Origin of the sequence: Streptomyces sp. NBC_01471, assembly GCF_041438865.1 — a bacterium.
GTDB lineage: Bacteria > Actinomycetota > Actinomycetes > Streptomycetales > Streptomycetaceae > Streptomyces.
Map to the genome: position 1 here is coordinate 1,427,046 of NZ_CP109450.1, position 16,286 is coordinate 1,443,331.

General features: G+C 71.5%; 13 protein-coding genes. 1 reads left to right on the top strand and 12 read right to left on the bottom strand.

Annotated features, from left to right (window positions below):
• Window positions 1–15 precede the first annotated feature (15 nt).
• A complete protein-coding gene (locus OG285_RS06315) occupies window positions 16–2,358 on the bottom strand; it encodes a bifunctional salicylyl-CoA 5-hydroxylase/oxidoreductase (RefSeq protein ID WP_371790452.1) in 2,343 nt (780 codons plus the stop codon).
• The gene (locus OG285_RS06320) at window positions 2,343–3,170 is read right to left on the bottom strand and encodes an enoyl-CoA hydratase family protein (RefSeq protein ID WP_371790453.1); all 828 of its coding nucleotides are present in this window, start codon (window positions 3,168–3,170) and stop codon (window positions 2,343–2,345) included. Before OG285_RS06320 ends, OG285_RS06315 begins: the two co-directional genes overlap by 16 nt.
• A gap of 266 nt (window positions 3,171–3,436) precedes the next feature.
• Here OG285_RS06320 and OG285_RS06325 point away from each other — a divergent pair, with 266 nt between their 5' ends.
• Window positions 3,437–3,868 carry an ATP-binding protein gene (locus OG285_RS06325; protein WP_356830292.1) on the top strand — a complete coding sequence of 144 codons (432 nt, stop codon included), beginning with the start codon at window positions 3,437–3,439 and terminating at the stop codon, window positions 3,866–3,868.
• On the opposite strand, the gene OG285_RS06330 is transcribed toward OG285_RS06325, so the two are convergent.
• The 10 genes from OG285_RS06330 to OG285_RS06375 form a co-directional block, all read right to left on the bottom strand.
• Window positions 3,840–5,315 carry an amino acid permease gene (locus tag OG285_RS06330; RefSeq protein WP_371790454.1) on the bottom strand — a complete coding sequence of 492 codons (1,476 nt, stop codon included), beginning with the start codon at window positions 5,313–5,315 and terminating at the stop codon, window positions 3,840–3,842. The genes OG285_RS06325 and OG285_RS06330 overlap by 29 nt on opposite strands.
• A 147-nt stretch (window positions 5,316–5,462) precedes the next feature.
• On the bottom strand, window positions 5,463–6,470 hold the full coding sequence (gene argF / locus OG285_RS06335; RefSeq protein ID WP_371790455.1) for an ornithine carbamoyltransferase: 1,008 nt from the start codon (window positions 6,468–6,470) through the stop codon (window positions 5,463–5,465).
• A 70-nt stretch (window positions 6,471–6,540) separates the two neighbouring features.
• A complete protein-coding gene (locus OG285_RS06340; RefSeq protein WP_356830286.1) occupies window positions 6,541–7,767 on the bottom strand; it encodes an arginine deiminase in 1,227 nt (408 codons plus the stop codon).
• 84 nt (window positions 7,768–7,851) lie between these two features.
• The gene (locus OG285_RS06345) at window positions 7,852–10,482 is read right to left on the bottom strand and encodes a polynucleotide kinase-phosphatase (protein ID WP_371790456.1); all 2,631 of its coding nucleotides are present in this window, start codon (window positions 10,480–10,482) and stop codon (window positions 7,852–7,854) included.
• The gene (locus OG285_RS06350; protein ID WP_371790457.1) at window positions 10,479–11,957 is read right to left on the bottom strand and encodes a 3' terminal RNA ribose 2'-O-methyltransferase Hen1; all 1,479 of its coding nucleotides are present in this window, start codon (window positions 11,955–11,957) and stop codon (window positions 10,479–10,481) included. The genes OG285_RS06345 and OG285_RS06350 overlap by 4 nt, the downstream gene beginning before the upstream one ends.
• Before the next feature lie 43 nt (window positions 11,958–12,000).
• The gene (gene mmuM, locus OG285_RS06355; RefSeq protein ID WP_371790458.1) at window positions 12,001–12,915 is read right to left on the bottom strand and encodes a homocysteine S-methyltransferase; all 915 of its coding nucleotides are present in this window, start codon (window positions 12,913–12,915) and stop codon (window positions 12,001–12,003) included.
• Between the two features lie 8 nt (window positions 12,916–12,923).
• Window positions 12,924–13,844, bottom strand: coding sequence for an LLM class F420-dependent oxidoreductase (locus OG285_RS06360; RefSeq protein ID WP_356830278.1), 921 nt, complete (start codon window positions 13,842–13,844; stop codon window positions 12,924–12,926).
• 370 nt (window positions 13,845–14,214) lie between these two features.
• Window positions 14,215–14,676, bottom strand: coding sequence for a DUF6099 family protein (locus OG285_RS06365; RefSeq protein WP_356830276.1), 462 nt, complete (start codon window positions 14,674–14,676; stop codon window positions 14,215–14,217).
• 122 nt (window positions 14,677–14,798) lie between these two features.
• Complete coding sequence (locus OG285_RS06370) at window positions 14,799–15,149, bottom strand: nucleotide pyrophosphohydrolase (RefSeq protein ID WP_371790459.1); 351 nt, start codon at window positions 15,147–15,149, stop codon at window positions 14,799–14,801.
• On the bottom strand, window positions 15,146–16,270 hold the full coding sequence (locus OG285_RS06375) for an AAA family ATPase (protein ID WP_371790460.1): 1,125 nt from the start codon (window positions 16,268–16,270) through the stop codon (window positions 15,146–15,148). The genes OG285_RS06370 and OG285_RS06375 overlap by 4 nt, the downstream gene beginning before the upstream one ends.
• Between the last annotated feature and the right edge of the window lie 16 nt (window positions 16,271–16,286).

Sequence of the window (16,286 nt, forward strand, 5' to 3'; positions counted from 1 at the left end):
GCGCCCGTCAGCGGGCTACGCCAGTGGGTTACGGGCGGCCCCCAGGCTGAGCCTCGGCCTCGGCGCGTCCGTCCGCCCTGTTCTGGGGGCACGGCTGCCCGCCCGGTACGGGAGGGGCCAGGGCGCGGCAGGGCCCTCGTAGCCCTGTTCCGCCGCCGCGTGCAGGGTCCAGTGCGGGTCGTACAGATGCGGGCGGGCCAGCGCGCAGAGGTCCGTGCGGCCCGCCAGCAGCAGCGAGTTGACGTCGTCCCAGGAGGAGATGGCGCCCACCGCGATCACCGGGACGCCCAGTTCGTTGCGGATGCGGTCGGCGTACGGGGTCTGGTAGGAGCGGCCGTACGCGGGTTTCTCGCCGGGGACGACCTGGCCCGTCGAGACGTCGATCGCGTCGGCCCCGTGGGCGGCGAAGGCGCGGGCGATCCCGACCGCGTCGTCCGGGGTCGTGCCGCCCGGGGCCCAGTCGGCCGCCGAGATACGGACCGACATCGGGCGGTCGTCGGGCCAGACCGCCCGGACCGCGTCGAAGACCTCCAGGGGGAAGCGCAGGCGGCCGCTGAGGGAGCCGCCGTAGCCGTCGGTGCGCAGGTTGGTGAGCGGGGAGAGGAAACCGGAGAGCAGATAGCCGTGCGCACAGTGCAGTTCGAGCAGGTCGAAGCCCGCCCGCGCGGCGCGGCGCGCCGCCTCGGTGAACTCCTCGCGGACAGCGGCGAGTCCGGCTCCGTCCAGTTCCGTCGGGGTCCCGCTGACGCCCGGCCGGTACGGAAGCGGGGACGCGGCCGACAGTGGCCAGTTGTCGTCCGCGAGTGGCTCGTCCATGCCGTCCCACATGAGGCGGGTGGACCCCTTGCGGCCGGAGTGCCCCAGCTGGATCCCGATGGCGGTGCCGGGTGACTGCTCGTGCACGAAGGAGGTGACGCGGCTCCAGGCCGCCGCCTGCTCGCCGGTGTACAGGCCGGTGCAGCCGGGGGTGATGCGCCCCCCGGGACTCACGCACACCATCTCGGTCATCACCAGGCCCGCGCCGCCGAGGGCGCGGGCGCCCAGGTGGACGAGGTGGAAGTCACCGGGGACACCGTCGTGCGCCGAGTACATGTCCATGGGCGAGACCACGACGCGGTTGCGCAGTTCGAGACCGCGCAGCCGCAGCGGGGTGAACATCGGCGGTGTGCCGTCCCGGCAGCCGAACTCGCGTTCCACCGTGTCCGTGAAGGCGCTGTCACGCAGCCGCAGATTGCCGTGCGTGACCCGGCGGCTGCGGGTCAGCAGGTTGAAGGCGAACTGCCGTGCCGGCTGGCCGAGATACAGGGGCAGCTGCTCGAACCACTCCAGGCTGGCCGCGGCCGCCCGCTGGGTGGAGGCGACGACCGGGCGGCGCTCGCTCTCGTACGCGGCGAGGGCCGTCGGCAGGTCGGGCTGCTCCTCGATGGCCGCCGCCAGTGCGAGGGCGTCCTCGACGGCGAGTTTGGTGCCGGAGCCGATGGAGAAGTGCGCGGTGTGGGCGGCGTCGCCGATCAGCACCGTGTTCCCGTGCGACCAGCGGTCGTTGACCACGGTGCGGAACGCGGTCCAGGTGGAGTTGTTGCCGGTGAGCGGCCTCCCGCCGAGCGCGCCGGCGAAGATGCGGGCACACCGCGCGGCGGACTCCCGCTCGTCGCAGCGGTCGAGGCCCGCAGCGTGCCAGACCTCCTCGCGCATCTCGACGATGACCGTGGAGGCCTCCGGCCCGTACGGGTACCCGTGCAGCTGCATCACTCCGTGCTCGGTCTCGGCGATCTCGAAGCGGAAGGCGTCGAAGGCGAAGGGCGCGGAGAGCCAGATGTAGCGGCAGCGGTGGGTGGTGATACGGGGCGCGAAGACCTCGGCGAAGGCCTGCCGGGTGGCGCTGTGCACTCCGTCGGCGGCGACCACCAGGTCGTGGGTCGCGGCCAGTTCGGCGGGGGACGGCGCCTCGGTGCGGAAGCGGATCCGTACGCCCAGCGCGCGGCAGCGCTCGTGCAGGATCTCCAGGAGCCGGCGCCGGCCGAGCGCCGCGAAGCCGTGCCCGCCCGAGGTCAGGGTCGTGCCGCGGTGCACGATGTCGATGTCGTCCCACCGTACGAACTCGTCCTGCAGCGCGCGGTGGACGGCCGGGTCGGCCTGCTCGATGCCGCCGAGGGTCTCGTCGGAGAGGACGACGCCGAAACCGAAGGTGTCGTCGGGGGCGTTGCGCTCCCAGAGGGTGACGGACCTGGCGGGATCGAGCCGCTTCAGGAGGGCGGCCGCGTAGAGGCCGCCGGGTCCCCCGCCGACGACCGCGACCCGCAGGGCGGGTCGGGCGCGCTCCCCCGTACCGGCGGTCACGGTTACCTGCCCTGCCACTTGGGGGGCCGTTTCTCGGTGAAGGCGGCGTGGAACTCGGCGTAGTCCTCGCCGTTCATGAGCAGCGCCTGCGTGGCGGCGTCCAGCTCGACGGCGGCGGCGAGCGGCATGTCGAGTTCGGCGGAGAGCAGCGCCTTGGTCTGCGCGTACGCGAGCGCCGGGCCGTCGGCGAGCCGGCGGGCCAGCACGGCGGCCCGCTCGTCGGCCCGGCCCTCGTCGGCCAGCTCGCTGATCAGGCCGATCCGCTCGGCCTCGGGTGCCGGGACGGGCTCCCCCAGCATCAGCAGCCGGGTCGCGTGCCCGAGGCCGACGACGCGCGGCAGCAGATAGGCGGCGCCCATGTCGCCGCCGGACAGCCCGACCCGGGTGAAGAGGAAGGCGAAGCGGGCGGTGGGGTCGGCGACCCGGAAGTCGGCGGCCAGCGCGAGGACGGCGCCCGCGCCCGCCGCGACCCCGTGCACGGCGGCGATCACCGGGAAGGGGCACTCGCGCAGCGCCCGGACGACCTGGCCGGTCATCCGGTTGAAGTCGAGGAGCTGGGCGGTGTCCAGGGCGAGGGTGGCGCCGATGATCTCCTCGACGTCGCCGCCCGAGCAGAATCCGCGGCCCTCGCCGGCGAGGACCAGGGCCCGTACCGACCGCTCGCGGGACAGCTCGGCGAGCAGGTCGCGCAGATCCGCGTAGGCGCCGAAGGTGAGGGCGTTGAGCTTCTCCGGGCGGGCGAACGTGACGGTGGCGACCCCGTCCTGCCTGGTCACACGGAGGTGCTCCCAGTGCTCCACCGGGTCTGCTGAGCCGGAAAAGGGGCTCATGGTGTGCGGCCTCCTTCGGTCGGGGGACTCGTCCGAAGGAGGCCGGAGACCCGGTGAAAGAGCGGCGTGCCCCCTCAAATTATCACTCCTCCGTGACTACCGTCACGAGTACGCGATAAAGAAGATGACAGGACTCTGCCCGGAAGTCCCGCCAGAATGTGGCACAGGTCCCATTTCCTCCGGGCCGCTGCCTCTACTCGCGACGCCTCCGGCTCCGTATCGTTGAAATCAGGACAACCCCCTCCACACCGAACGGACCACCAGCCGTGCCGGACACCTCGCGCCCCGCCTCGTGGCGCATCGCACTGCCGCACACCGCGGCCGCGGTGCCGATAGCGCGTGCGCTGATCCGTACGGTGCTCGCCGACCTGGAGGGCGAGGAGGCCGCGGACTCCGACACGGCCGAGCTCCTCACGTCCGAGCTGGTCGCCAACGCCGTGGAACACACGCTCGGCAGCGACCCCATCGAGCTGGTCGTGGAGGTCCTGCACACCGGCTGCCAGGTCGAGGTGCACGACCGGGACCCGGTCCCGCCCGGTGATCTGACCCGGACGCCGCCGACCGGCCCGCCCGACCCGTGGCAGGAGCACGGCCGCGGCCTGCTGCTCATCCGGACGCTCAGTTCGTCCTACGGCCACCGCCCGACGGAGCACGGCAAGGCCGTCTGGTTCACGCTTCCGGCGGGGCCTGCGTACTGAGCTCCCGCGCTCCGAGCCGGGAGCGGCGCCGCCCGTAGGCGGCGTAGACGACCGCACCGGCCAGCAGGAAGGCCGCGAACTGGAGCCAGGTCCGCCAGCCGGTCCCGTACATCAGGTACACACAGAACCCGACCCCCAGGACGGGGCTCACCGGGAACAGCGGCACCCGGAAGGTGCGCGGGAGCGCCGGGTGGCTGCGGCGCAGCGCGACCACCGCGACGTTCACGGCGACCATCGTGGCCAGCGCCCCGATGGTCGTCAGGTTCACCACGACGTCGAGCGAGGAGAAAGCGGCGGGCACGGCGACGACGGTCGCCACGATCCAGGTGTTGGAGACCGGCGTCGAGGTCTTCGGCGAGACCTTCTCGAAGACCGCGGGGACCAGCCCGTCGCGGGACATCGACATCAGGATGCGGGTCTGCCCGTACATCACGGCGAGCACCACCGAAGCGATGGCGACGACCGCGCCGAAGGCGATGACGCCGCCGCCGACCGTGGAGCCGGTGACCTGATTGACGATCAGGGAGAGCGCGGCGGGCCGGTCGGCGACGGCGGGCGCCCCGCACGCGCCGATGGCCGCGACAGCGACCGCGCAGTACAGCACGGTCACGATGCCGATGCAGATCATGATCGCGAACGGGATGTTCCGCCGCGGGTTCCTGACCTCCTCGCCGGCCGTGGTGATCGCGTCGAACCCGATGTACGAGAAGAAGGCGATCGAGGCGCCGGAGGTGACGCCGCCGACACCGCCGGACGCGAACGGCACCAGGTGGCCGTCCCGGAACGCGGTGAAGGCGACGGCGCAGAAGACCAGCAGGATGCCGATCTTCAGTACGGCCATCGCGGCGGTGGCGCGCGCACTCTCCCGGACACCGCGCACCAGCAGCACAGCGGCAAGTCCGATCACCACGACGGCCGGCAGGTTGATCACCCCGCCCGCACCGGGGCCGCTGGAGAGCGCGGCGGGCAGCTCCCACCCGACGACGCTGTTCAGCAGCTCGTTGAGGTACTGGCTCCACCCGACGGCGACCGCGCTCACCGAGATGCCGTATTCGAGGAACAGGCACCAGCCGACGAGGAACGCCGTGCGCTCGCCGAGCGTGGCGTACGCGAAGGAGTACGAGCTGCCCGACACCGGGATCGCGCCGCCCAGCTCGGCGAAGGAGAACGCCGTGAAGACGCAGGTGACCGCGGCGAGCACGAACGACACGATGACCGCGGGCCCCGCCTTCGCCACGGTGTCGGAGAGGCCGACGAAGATACCGGTCCCGACGATGGCTCCGACGCCGAAGCACACCAGCTGGAAGAGCCCCATGGTGCGGCGGAGACCGTGCCCCTCCAGGTCCGCGCCGGATTCGGCGATCAGGAGTTCGGGCGACTTGACGCGCAGGCCCGGCGGGCGGGGCGTTCGAGGCGGACGCGGTCCTGCGGTGCGGGGGGAGCGCATGGGGGCGGGGTCTCTTTCCGGACGTGCGCGGAGCGGCGCGCACAGCGGTACACACAGCGAAGTGGGGTTCGAGCGTGCGAGCCCGAACCCCACCAATGGCCGCCATAGTAGCCGCCTTATCGCATATTCACCCAATTGGGCGTATGACTATCCCCTGCCCGCCAGGGTGGCGACCAGGACCGCCTTGATCGTGTGCATCCGGTTCTCGGCCTCGTCGAAGACGACGGAGTGCTCCGACTCGAAGACCTCGTCGGTGACCTCCAGCTCGGTCAGCCCGAACTGCTCGTGGATCTCTCGTCCGACCCGGGTGCCCAGGTCGTGGAAGGCGGGCAGGCAGTGCAGGAACTTCACCCCCGGGTTGCCGGTGGCCCGGAGCACGTCCATCGTCACGGCGTACGGGGAGAGCGCGGCGATGCGCTCGGCCCAGACCGCCTTCGGCTCCCCCATCGACACCCAGACGTCGGTCACGACGAAGTCGCAGCCCCGCACGGCCTCGGTGATGTCCTCGGTGAGGGTGACGGTCCCGCCGCTCGACGCGGCGAGCTTCCGCGCCCGCGCGACGACGTCCTCGGCGGGCCAGTAGGCGCGGGGCGCGGCGATCCGGACGTCCAGACCGAGCAGCGCGCCGGTGATCAGATAGGAGTTGCCCATGTTGAAGCGGGCGTCGCCGAGGTAGGCGAAGGTGATCTGCTCCAGCGGCTTGTCGGTGTGCTCGGTCATGGTGAGCACATCGGCCAGCATCTGGGTGGGGTGCCAGTCGTCGGTGAGTCCGTTGTAGACGGGGACGCCGGCGTAGGCGGCGAGCTCCTCCACCTGCGGCTGGCTGTCGCCGCGGTACTCGATGGCGTCGAACATCCGGCCGAGCACCCGTGCGGTGTCCTTGAAGGACTCCTTGTGCCCGATCTGTGAGCCCGAGGGGTCGAGGTAGGTCGTCGAAGCACCCTGGTCGGCCGCGGCGACCTCGAAGGCGCAGCGGGTCCTGGTCGAGGTCTTCTCGAAGATCAGGGCGACGTTCCGGCCGCGCAGCCGCTGCACTTCGGTGCCCGACTTCTTGGCCGCCTTGAGCTCGGCGGCCAGCTCGACCAGAGCGCGGAACTCCTCCGCGGTGAAGTCGAGCTCCTTGAGGAAGTGGCGGCCTGCGAGGTCTATCGCCATGGTGGCTGCTCCTGGGGGCGCGAAGGGAAGGGATGGGGGTCAGTGGAATTCTATGCGATTGAACGCATCACTATACGGCATCCCGCTGGACCGGACAGCTCATGCACCGCGGCCCTCCCCTGCCCCGCCCCAGTTCGCTGCCGGGGATCTCGATGACTTCGATGCCCTCCTTGCGCAGATGCGTGTTGGTGGTGAAATTGCGCTCGTACGCCACGACCACACCCGGCTCGACGGCGAGGACGTTGCAGCCGTCGTCCCACTGCTCGCGCTCCGCCGAGTGGACGTCCTGGGTGGCGGTCAGCACCCGGATCCCGCTCAGCCCCAGCGCCTCGGCGATGGCGTCGTGCATCCGCTCCGGCGGGTGGTCGGTGACCTTCAGCTCCTGTTCGCCGCGGCCCGGTTCGATGGTGTACGAGCGGAGCATCCCAAGACCCGCGTACTGGGTGAAGGTGTCGCCGTCGACCATGGTCATCACGGTGTCCAGATGCATGAACGCCCGGCGCTTGGGCATGTCGAGCGCCACGATGGTGCGCGCGGAACCGGCCGCGAAGAGCCCGCGGGCCAGCATCTCCACCGCCTGCGGCGTGGTCCGCTCGCTCATGCCGATCAGGACCGCGCCGTTGCCGATGACCAGGACGTCGCCGCCCTCGATGGTGGACGGGTAGTCGACCTGCCCCTGCGACCAGTGGTGGAAGGGGCCCGAGCCGGTGAAGAGCGGGTGGTGGCGGTAGATCGCCTCGAAGTGGACGGTCTCGCGCTGCCTGGCCGGCCAGCGCATCGCGTTGATGGAGACACCGTCGTAGATCCAGGCCGATGTGTCGCGGGTGAACAGATGGTTCGGCAGCGGGTCGAGCAGGAAGTCGTCCAGATCCATCACATGGAAGCGGACCGAGACCGGCTCCCGGTACCGCTCCAGGAACTCCCGTTTCGTCATGCCGCCGACCAGCGCCTCCGCCAGGTCACCGACGGACAGTTCGTCGAAGACCGTCCGCAGATGGTGGGTGGCGAGCGGGCCGTACTCCTTCTCGTCGAAGACCCGGTCCAGGACGAGCGTGCGGGCCTCGGGCACCTCCAGCGACTCCCGCAGCAGGTCGTCGAAGAGATGCACCTCGACACCCCGCTCGCGCAGCACATGGGCGAAGCCGTCGTGCTCCTGACGGGCGCGGCGCACCCACAGCACGTCGTCGAAGAGCAGTGCGTCCTTGTTGCTGGGGGTGAGCCGCTTCAGTTCCAGACCCGGCCGGTGCAGGATGACGCGGCGCAGCGGCCCCGTCTCGGAGTCGACATGAAATCCCATCCCCCCATCCTGTCCCCGGTCCGCCCCGCTCACCCCTGAAGGGAATGGGCGGGGCGTGTCCGGAACACCGCTGGGGGCCGCAGTTCAGAGCCTCGGGTCGACCGGCTCGGACTCCAGGGCCAGCACGGCGAAGACCGCCTCGTGGATCCGCCAGAGCGGTTCGCCGTCGGCCAGCCGGTCCAGCGCCTCAAGACCCAGGGCGTACTCGCGCAGCGCGAGGGAGCGCTTGTGGCCGAGGAAGCGCTGACGGAGCTTCGCCAGGTTGTCCGGGCGGGTGTACTCGGGGCCGTAGATGATCCGCAGGTACTCGCGTCCGCGCACCTTGATGCCGGGCTGGACGAGCCGCCCCTTGCCGTCGCGGACCAGCGCCTGGAGCGGCTTGACGACCATGCCCTCGCCGCCGCGGCCGGTCATCTCCAGCCACCAGTGGGTGCCCGAGCGGACGGACTCCTTGTCGCCCGTGTCGACGACCAGCCTGCGGGTGGTCCGCAGGAGGCCGCTCTGGTCGTGCTCGACCAGCCGGTCGAGCCAGGCGAGCTGCTCGTCGTGGGGCACGGCCGCGAGCGACCGGCCCTCGGCCGCGAGCAGCTGGAACGGTGCCAGCCGTACGCCGTCCAGACCGTCCGTCGTCCAGCAGTACCGCCGGTACGCCTCGGTGAAGGCGACCGCGTCATCGGCCCTGGCGCGCTGCCCTTCGAGCAGCCCGCCCACCTCGACGCCCCGCGCTGCGGCCGCTTCCAGCGCCCCGACGACACCGGGGAAGACGGCGCGCGAGGCGGCGCCCACCGCCGCGTACTGCTTGCGCAGCAGACCCGTCGCCTTGAGCGACCAGGGCATCAGCTCCGCGTCGAGCAGCAGCCAGCCGGTGGCCAGCTCGTCCCAGAGTCCGGCGTCGGTGACAGCCGTGCGCAGCCGCCCCAGTATCTCCTCGGTGACGGCGGGGTCGTCGAAGAAGGGGCGGCCGGTCCTGGTGTGCAGGGAACCCGTGGGTCCGGACACCCCGAAGCGCTCACGCGCGGCCTGGGCGTCCCGGCAGACGAGGGCGACCGCGCGCGAGCCCATGTGCTTCTCCTCGCACACGACCTTCGCGACGCCGTCCGCCCTGTACTGCGCGAAGGCCTCGGCGGGGTGTTCCAGATAGCCGTCCAGATGCGAGGTGCCCGTGGGGGACATGGTCGGCGGAAGGTACGCGAGCAGCTGCGGGTCGACGGCGAAGCGGCTCATGACCTCCAGTGCCGCCGCCGCGTTCTCCTCGCGGACCGCTACCCGGCCGGTGTGCCGGGTCTCCACGACGCGTCGGCCGCTGACGTCGGCGAGGTCGAGCGGACGGCCGTCGTGGCCGCCCGGCGCCTCGGTGGTGAGCGGGCGGGCCGGCTCGTACCAGACCTGCTCGGCGGGGACGTCGACCAGTTCGCGCTCGGGCCAGCGCAGCGCGGTCATCCGCCCGCCGAAGACCGCGCCGGTGTCCAGGCAGAGGGTGTTGTTGATCCAGCTGGTGCTCGGCACGGGGGTGTGCCCGTAGACGACGGCGGCGCGGCCGCGGTAGTCCTCGGCCCAGGGGTAGCGCACGGGCAGCCCGAACTCGTCGGTCTCGCCCGTCGTGTCCCCGTACAGCGCGTGCGAGCGGACCCGGCCGGAGGTGCGGCCGTGGTACTTCTCGGGCAGCCCGGCATGGCAGACGACGAGCCGGCCGCCGTCCAGGACGTAGTGGCTGACGAGCCCGTCGATGAACTCCCGCACCCGCTCGCGGAAGTCCGGGTCCCGTGCGTCCTCCTTCTCCAGCTGCTCGATGGTCTCGGCCAGTCCGTGGCTGTGCTGGACCTTCCGTCCTCTGAGGTAACGGCCGAGCTTGTTCTCGTGGTTCCCGGGCACGCAGAGCGCGTTGCCCGCGGCGACCATCGACATGACCCGGCGCAGCACACCCGGGCTGTCCGGACCGCGGTCCACCAGGTCGCCGACGAAGACAGCCGTACGCCCTTCGGGGTGCGCGCCGTCGGTGTAGCCGAGGCGGGTGAGGAGGGTGTCCAGTTCGGAACTGCAACCGTGGATGTCACCGATGATGTCGAAGGGGCCGGTGAGGTGGGTGAGGTCGTTGTACCGCTTCTCCAGGACGACTTCGGCCGCCTCGACTTCCGCCGCGCCGCGCAGGATGTGCACCTTGCGGAAGCCCTCGCGCTCCAGGCCGCGCAGCGAGCGGCGCAGTTCGCGGCGGTGCCGCTGGACGACGTGGCGGGGCATACCGGCCCGGTCAGGGCGTCCGGCGTTGCGCTCGGCGCAGACCTCCTCGGGCAGGTCGAGCACGATCGCGATGGGCAGCACGTCGTACTCCCGGGCCAGCCGCACCAGTTGTTTGCGGCTCTCGGACTGCACGTTGGTCGCGTCCACGACGGTCAGCCGACCGGCGGCCAGCCGCTTTCCCGCGATGTAGTGGAGGACGTCGAAGGCGTCACCGCTGGCGCTCTGGTCGTTCTCGTCGTCGGCCACCAGACCGCGGCAGAAGTCCGACGAGATGATCTCGGTGGACTTGAAGTGCCGGTGCGCGAAGGTGGACTTGCCGGAACCGGTGGCCCCGATGAGGACCACGAGGGAGAGGTCCGTCACGGGGAGGGTGCGCGGGCCGGCGGGCGTACCGGGGCCGGTGTTTGTCGCTGGGGTGCCCGTGGTGCTGTCGTCTCCGGTGTCTCTGGTGTCTCTGCTGTCTCCGCTGCTGCTCATGCCGCTTTCGCCTCCTTCGGGGCCGTGGTGGATTTCGGGATCATGGTGAACACAGCGAGCTGGGTCGGCGGGCCGACCTCCGGGTCATCGGGCCCCACGGGCGTGAACTCCACGCCGTATCCGTGGCGTTCGGCCACCTTTCCGGCCCAGCCCCGGAACTCCTCGCGGGTCCACTCGAAACGGTGGTCCCGGTGGCGCACCTGTCCGGCGGGCAGCGTCTCCCAGCGGACGTTGTACTCGGCGTTCGGCGTGGTCACCAGCACGGTCTGCGGTCGCGCGGCGCCGAAGACCGCGTACTCCAGCGCGGGCAGCCGCTCGGGGTCTACATGCTCGACGACCTCGCTCAGCACCGCGGCGTCATACCGCTTGAGCCGCTTGTCGGTGTACGCCAGAGAGCCCTGGATGAGCTTCACCCTGGCCGCACGGCGCTCGCCGAGCTGGTCCAGCCGGAGCCTGCGGGCCGCGATGTTCAGCGCACGCATCGACACGTCCATGCCGACGACCTCGGTGAAGCGGGCGTCCTTCAGCAGCTCCTGCACCAACTGGCCCTGCCCGCAGCCCAGGTCGAGCACCCGGCTCGCGCCCGCCGTGCGCAGCGCGTCCAGAATCGCCGCGCGGCGCTGCGCCGCCAGCGGTACCGGCTGCTCCTCGGTGTCCGTGGTCTCGTCGACGGCGTTGTCGATCGACTCGACCTCGGTGTCGTCGGCCTCCGCGAGCCGCACCAGTTCCAGTGCCTCCCTCGCCTGCCGGGTCAGTCCCCAGCGCCGCGACAGATAACGGCTGGTGATCAGAGCCTGCTCGGGGTGATCGGCCAGCCAGCCCTCGCCCGCGCGCAGCAGTTTGTCGACCTCGTCGGGTGCCACCCAGTAGTGCTTGGCGTCGTCGAGGACCGGGAGCAGCACATACAGCTGCCGCAGCGCGTCGGCGAGCCGCAGTTCACCTTCTAGTACGAGGCGCACGTACCGTGATTCGCCCCATTCCGGGAACTTCTCGTCCAGGGCCACCGGCTCGGCCTTCACCCGCTCCCAGCCGAGCGGGGCGAAGAGCTTGTGCACCAGGCCGGGGCCGCCGCTGGCGGGCAGCGCGGGCACCTCGATCCGCAGCGGCATCGTTGCTTCGGCCCGCTCCGGGAGCGCGGTGCACACGCCGCGCAGAGCGCTCTTGAAGACGGTGGTCATGGCCACGGACAGCAGCGAGGACGCCGCGTACGGCCGGTCGTTGACGTACTGGGCGAGCGCCGCGTCGGGTGCGCCGCCGCGGCCCTTGCCCTTACCGCGCCGCACCAGCGCCACCGGATCCACCTCCAGCAGCAGCGCGGCCGTGCAGCGCTCGGCGGTGGCCTCCGGGTAGAGGACGTGCGCCGTGCCGTGCGAGGTGGAGAACGCCTGCGCCTTGTCGGGATGCTTGTGCAGCAGGAAGCCGAGGTCGGTGGCGGGGCGCTCTGGGGTGCCGGTGGTGCTGATCGTCAGGAACACAGGTCCGAGTATCGCCCGCGCGACCGGGCCCGACCAGAGGTTTTCATGGTCTTCGGGACGGTGTCCGGAGCCGTGCGAGCTCCGCGATCTCCTCCGGGCCGACCCGGCAGCAGCCACCGACCAGTGCGGCGCCGGCCTGCTCCCAGCCGCGCACCCGCGCGGCCCGGAAAGTGGAACGGCCGCGCCAGCAGCGGCGCTCCGCGTCCCACTGCTCGCCGCTGTTCGGATAGACGACCACCGGCTTGCCGGCGACTGAGGACGCGAGCTCCACGGCCCGGTCCACATCCCCGGTCGCGCAGCAGTTCACCCCCACGGCCACGACCTGATCCAGGTCAGCCGCATACGCGAAGGCCTCGTCCAGCGGCTGCCCGGCCCTGGTCCGCTCCCCCGCGATGCTGTACGAGAGCCAGACCGGCGTCCCGCATCCCTCGGCCGCCCGCAGCAGCGCCTCGGCCTCGTCGGTGTCCGGCACCGTCTCAAGGGCGAGCACATCGGGGCCTGCCGCGGCCAGCGCCTCGATCCGGGGCCGGTGGAAGCGCTCCAGCTCCCGGACGGAGAGCCCGTACCGCCCGCGGTACTCACTGCCGTCGGCGAGCATCGCGCCGTAGGGACCGACGGAGGCGGCCACCCAGACGTCGCGGTCCGCCGTCCCGGCGGCCTCCCGGGCCAGCCGCACACTGCGGGCCAGCAGCCCGGCGGCCTCGTCCCGGCCTGCCCCGCGCCGTGCGAAGCCCTCGAACGTGGCCTGGTAGCTCGCGGTGATGAGTACCTGGGCGCCCGCCCGTACATACGCCGTGTGCGCCGCCACGATCTGCTGCGGATCGTCGGCGAGCAGCCGCGCCGACCAGAGCGCGTCGGACAGATCGCAGCCCTGTGCCTCCAGTTGGCCGGAGAGACCGCCGTCGAGCACGACGGTGGACTCGGCCAGCGCGGCGGCGAGTGTACGGACGGGGCGCACCCTGGCTCCTACTTCAGCTGGGAGAGGACCTGCGAGGAGATCAGCTCCAGGTGGTCCAGATCGTCGAGGTCGAGCACCTGGAGGTAGACGCGCGACGCGCCGATGGCCTCGTAGCGGCCGATCTTGTCGACGACCTCGGCGGGCGAACCACCGAGCCCGTTCGCCTTCACGTCCGCCGTGTCCCGCCCGATGGCGTCCGCACGGCGCGCCACCTCGGCGTCGTCCTTGCCGACACAGACGACCAGTGCGTTGGAGTACACCAGGTCGTCCGCCCGGCCGGCCGCCTTGGCCGCTGCCCTGACCCGTCCGAACTGCCGCTCGCTGTCCTCGATCGAGGCGAACGGGATATTGAACTCATCGGCGTACTGCGCGGCCAGCCGGGGTGTACGGGTCGCCCCGTGCCCGCCGATCAGCACGGGCACCTTCGCCTGGGCGGGCTTGGGCAGCGCGGGCGATTCGCTGAGCTGATAGTACGTGCCGTCATAGCTGAAGGTCTCACCGGTCCTGGTCTCCCAGAGCCCGGTGATGATGGCCAGCTGCTCCTCCAGGCGGCCGAACTTCTCCTTGGGGAACGGGATCCCGTACGCCCGGTGCTCCTCCTCGAACCAGCCCGCCCCCAGGCCCAGCTCGACGCGGCCTCCGGACATCTGGTCGACCTGCGCCACCTGGATGGCGAGAACACCGGGCAGCCGGAACGTGCCCGCCGTCATCAGCGTCCCGAGGCGGATCCGCCGGGTCTCGCGGGCGAGCCCCGCCAGCGTGATCCAGGCGTCGGTGGGGCCGGGGAGGCCATCACCCGATCCCATCCGCAGATAGTGGTCCGAGCGGTAGAAGGCATCGAAGCCGAGGTCCTCGGTTGCCTTGGCGACGGTCAGCAGAGTGTCATAGCTCGCCCCTTGCTGGGGCTCGGTGAAGATTCGAAGATCCATGCATCCATCCTGCACCTTCGGCCGCTCCGCGACGCCTCCCGCAGTGCCCGTCCGGTCGGTGTCCGGCGATTCCCCCCGGCGCCGGCGAAGGATCACCGGGCCCGCCCGCCCCGAAACCCCGCCTGCTCCGAGACCTCGCGCGCCCCGGCACCTCGCCTGCCCCGACATCCTGCCTGCTCCGAGATCCGCCGCCTCCGCGAACCGCCCTTCGTGACCCCGCCCCCTTCGTGACCCCGCCCCCTCCGTGAAGCCGCCGCATCGGCGAAGCCGCCCGCTCCGAGAACCCACCGCCTCCGAGACCCCGCCCCCTGTCCCTCCGGGTCCTCGCTCCCCCTCTCCCGCGGCTTCCTCCTCTCCTCCCACCCCGGCTCTACCTCGGGGACCTCTCCGCGTCCCGCTCCGCCAGCTTCCGCAGCATTCCGCGCACCCGGTCGCCCGACTCGTCCGCCGCGTCCATGGCCTCGATGCACTGCCAGTAGACCGACTCCTCGTCGGTCCCGCAGGCGACACCGACCAGGGCGATGCCCACCTCGCCGAGCAGCACCCCGAGCGCCGTCAACACCTCGCGCACATCGGACACTTCGGTGAGCTGCGCGGCCCGTATCAGCCCGCCGCGCACCGTCGGCACTTCGAGCGCCCCGCACCCCCGGCCGCCCGATTCACCCAGCGCCCGCGCGTCGGCCCGCAGCTCCTGCGGACCGCGCAGTGCCAGATGTCCGCCCACGGCGCGGGAGAGCGCCTGCGCCTGCCAGGCCTCCACCATGGTGTCCAACTCCGGGACGCTCCGCGCCAGAGCGTCCCGGCTGATTGCGATGAGCCGCACCCCGTCCATCCCTGTCCCCGTTCGTATGACTTACCGTCTCCCCTTTCATTACCCAGAGTGAAGGTGGATGGACCATAAAGCCAGAGGAATTCGGAAATCTGTGGACGCAAGACGCATTGTTGATAACTCACTCACTCCGGAGAGTGACGATTCACGGCGCGCTTCGCCGGAAAACGTGTCTCATTTCGGTCAATTTTGTCTGAAAGTGCCGTAAGAACATCGAGCCCGAGCACCTCGCAGAACTGCAGCAGATAGGCGAGAACATCGGCGACCTCGTCCGCGACCCGGTGTGCCGACCCGGGGTCCTCCATCACCCGGGCCGACTCCTCGGGCGTCAGCCACTGAAAGATCTCGACCAGTTCGGACGCCTCCACGCTCAGCGCCGCGGCCAGGTTCTTCGGCGTGTGATAGGGCTGCCAGTCCCGCGCCGCGGCGAACTCGGCCAGCCGGCGCTGCAATTGCGCTACATCCAGTTCTGTCACGCGCTCAGGTCTACCACCGAGACACCCGCCAGTTCACCGGCCCACCGCGCGTCCGAAGCCGTGCCCACCACCCTGATGTGGCCCTGGCCGCAGATGCCCGCGGCGAGAGCGGCGAGCTCGCGCGCCTGCCGGGGGTCGAGGGAGCGGTCGAACCCGTCGGCCAGGACCGTCAGCGACTGCATCGCGGGCGGCACCTCACCCGCGGGATCCACCGCGAGCACACCGGGCCCGGTCAGCAGCACCAGGGCGAGCGCGAGGTAGCGCAGCTCGCCCTCGCCCAGCCGCTCCACCGGTGTGCCCGATCCGCTGCCCCGGCCGAGCACCGCCCGTACCCGCCCGTCCGTCAACTCCTCGGCCGCGAGCCCCGCCACCGGCCCCGCGCACCCGGCACGCGCCGCGGCGACCAGCTGCCGGTGCCGGTTCGCGCACTCGGACTGGGTTCGGTACAGCACCGAAGCCAGGTTGTCGCACCCCCGCCGCAGGAGCCCCGCACCGGCCGGCACCGGACGCCGCATCCGGTGCGGCTGGGGGTCGCAGGCGAAGACCGAGCGCAGCGCCACCACCACCTGCTCGGCAGCGGCCAGCACCTTCAGCTGCCCGTCGGTCTTGCCCGCCACCCGCAGCGGAAGCAGTGCGGTCCCCATGCGGTCGTCGGGCAGCGGTGCCCGGGTCACCGGGACGGCACCCGCCGTGTGCCAGGCGGCCTGCACGGTCCTGCGCGCCGGATCGCGCAGTGCCGTGGAGAGCAGCAACTGGCCGTCCGCGGTGAGCCGTTCGCCGACCACGCGCAGTTCGGGCTCGGCCTGCACCGCCAGATCCAGGTGTACGGGGCCGGCCGGGCCGTCGACGGTGCAGCCGATCCGGAACCCCCGGCGCCCCTGGGCGTCCGCACAGGCCCACTCCGGGACGCAGCTGCCCGGATCCTCGAAGACCTCACCGAGCTCGTCTCCCGCGCCGAGACGCGCCAGCGCCTCGTACACCTGGAGCGCGCTCGTCTTACCGCTCCCGCTCGCCCCCGTGAACAGGGTCAGCGGGGCGAGCGGGAAGACGGCGCCGCGGTGCGACTTGAAGGCCGACAGCCGCAGTTCGGTGACGGTCGGGCGTGCGTAGGTTGCGTCCATGGTCCGGACCGTACGC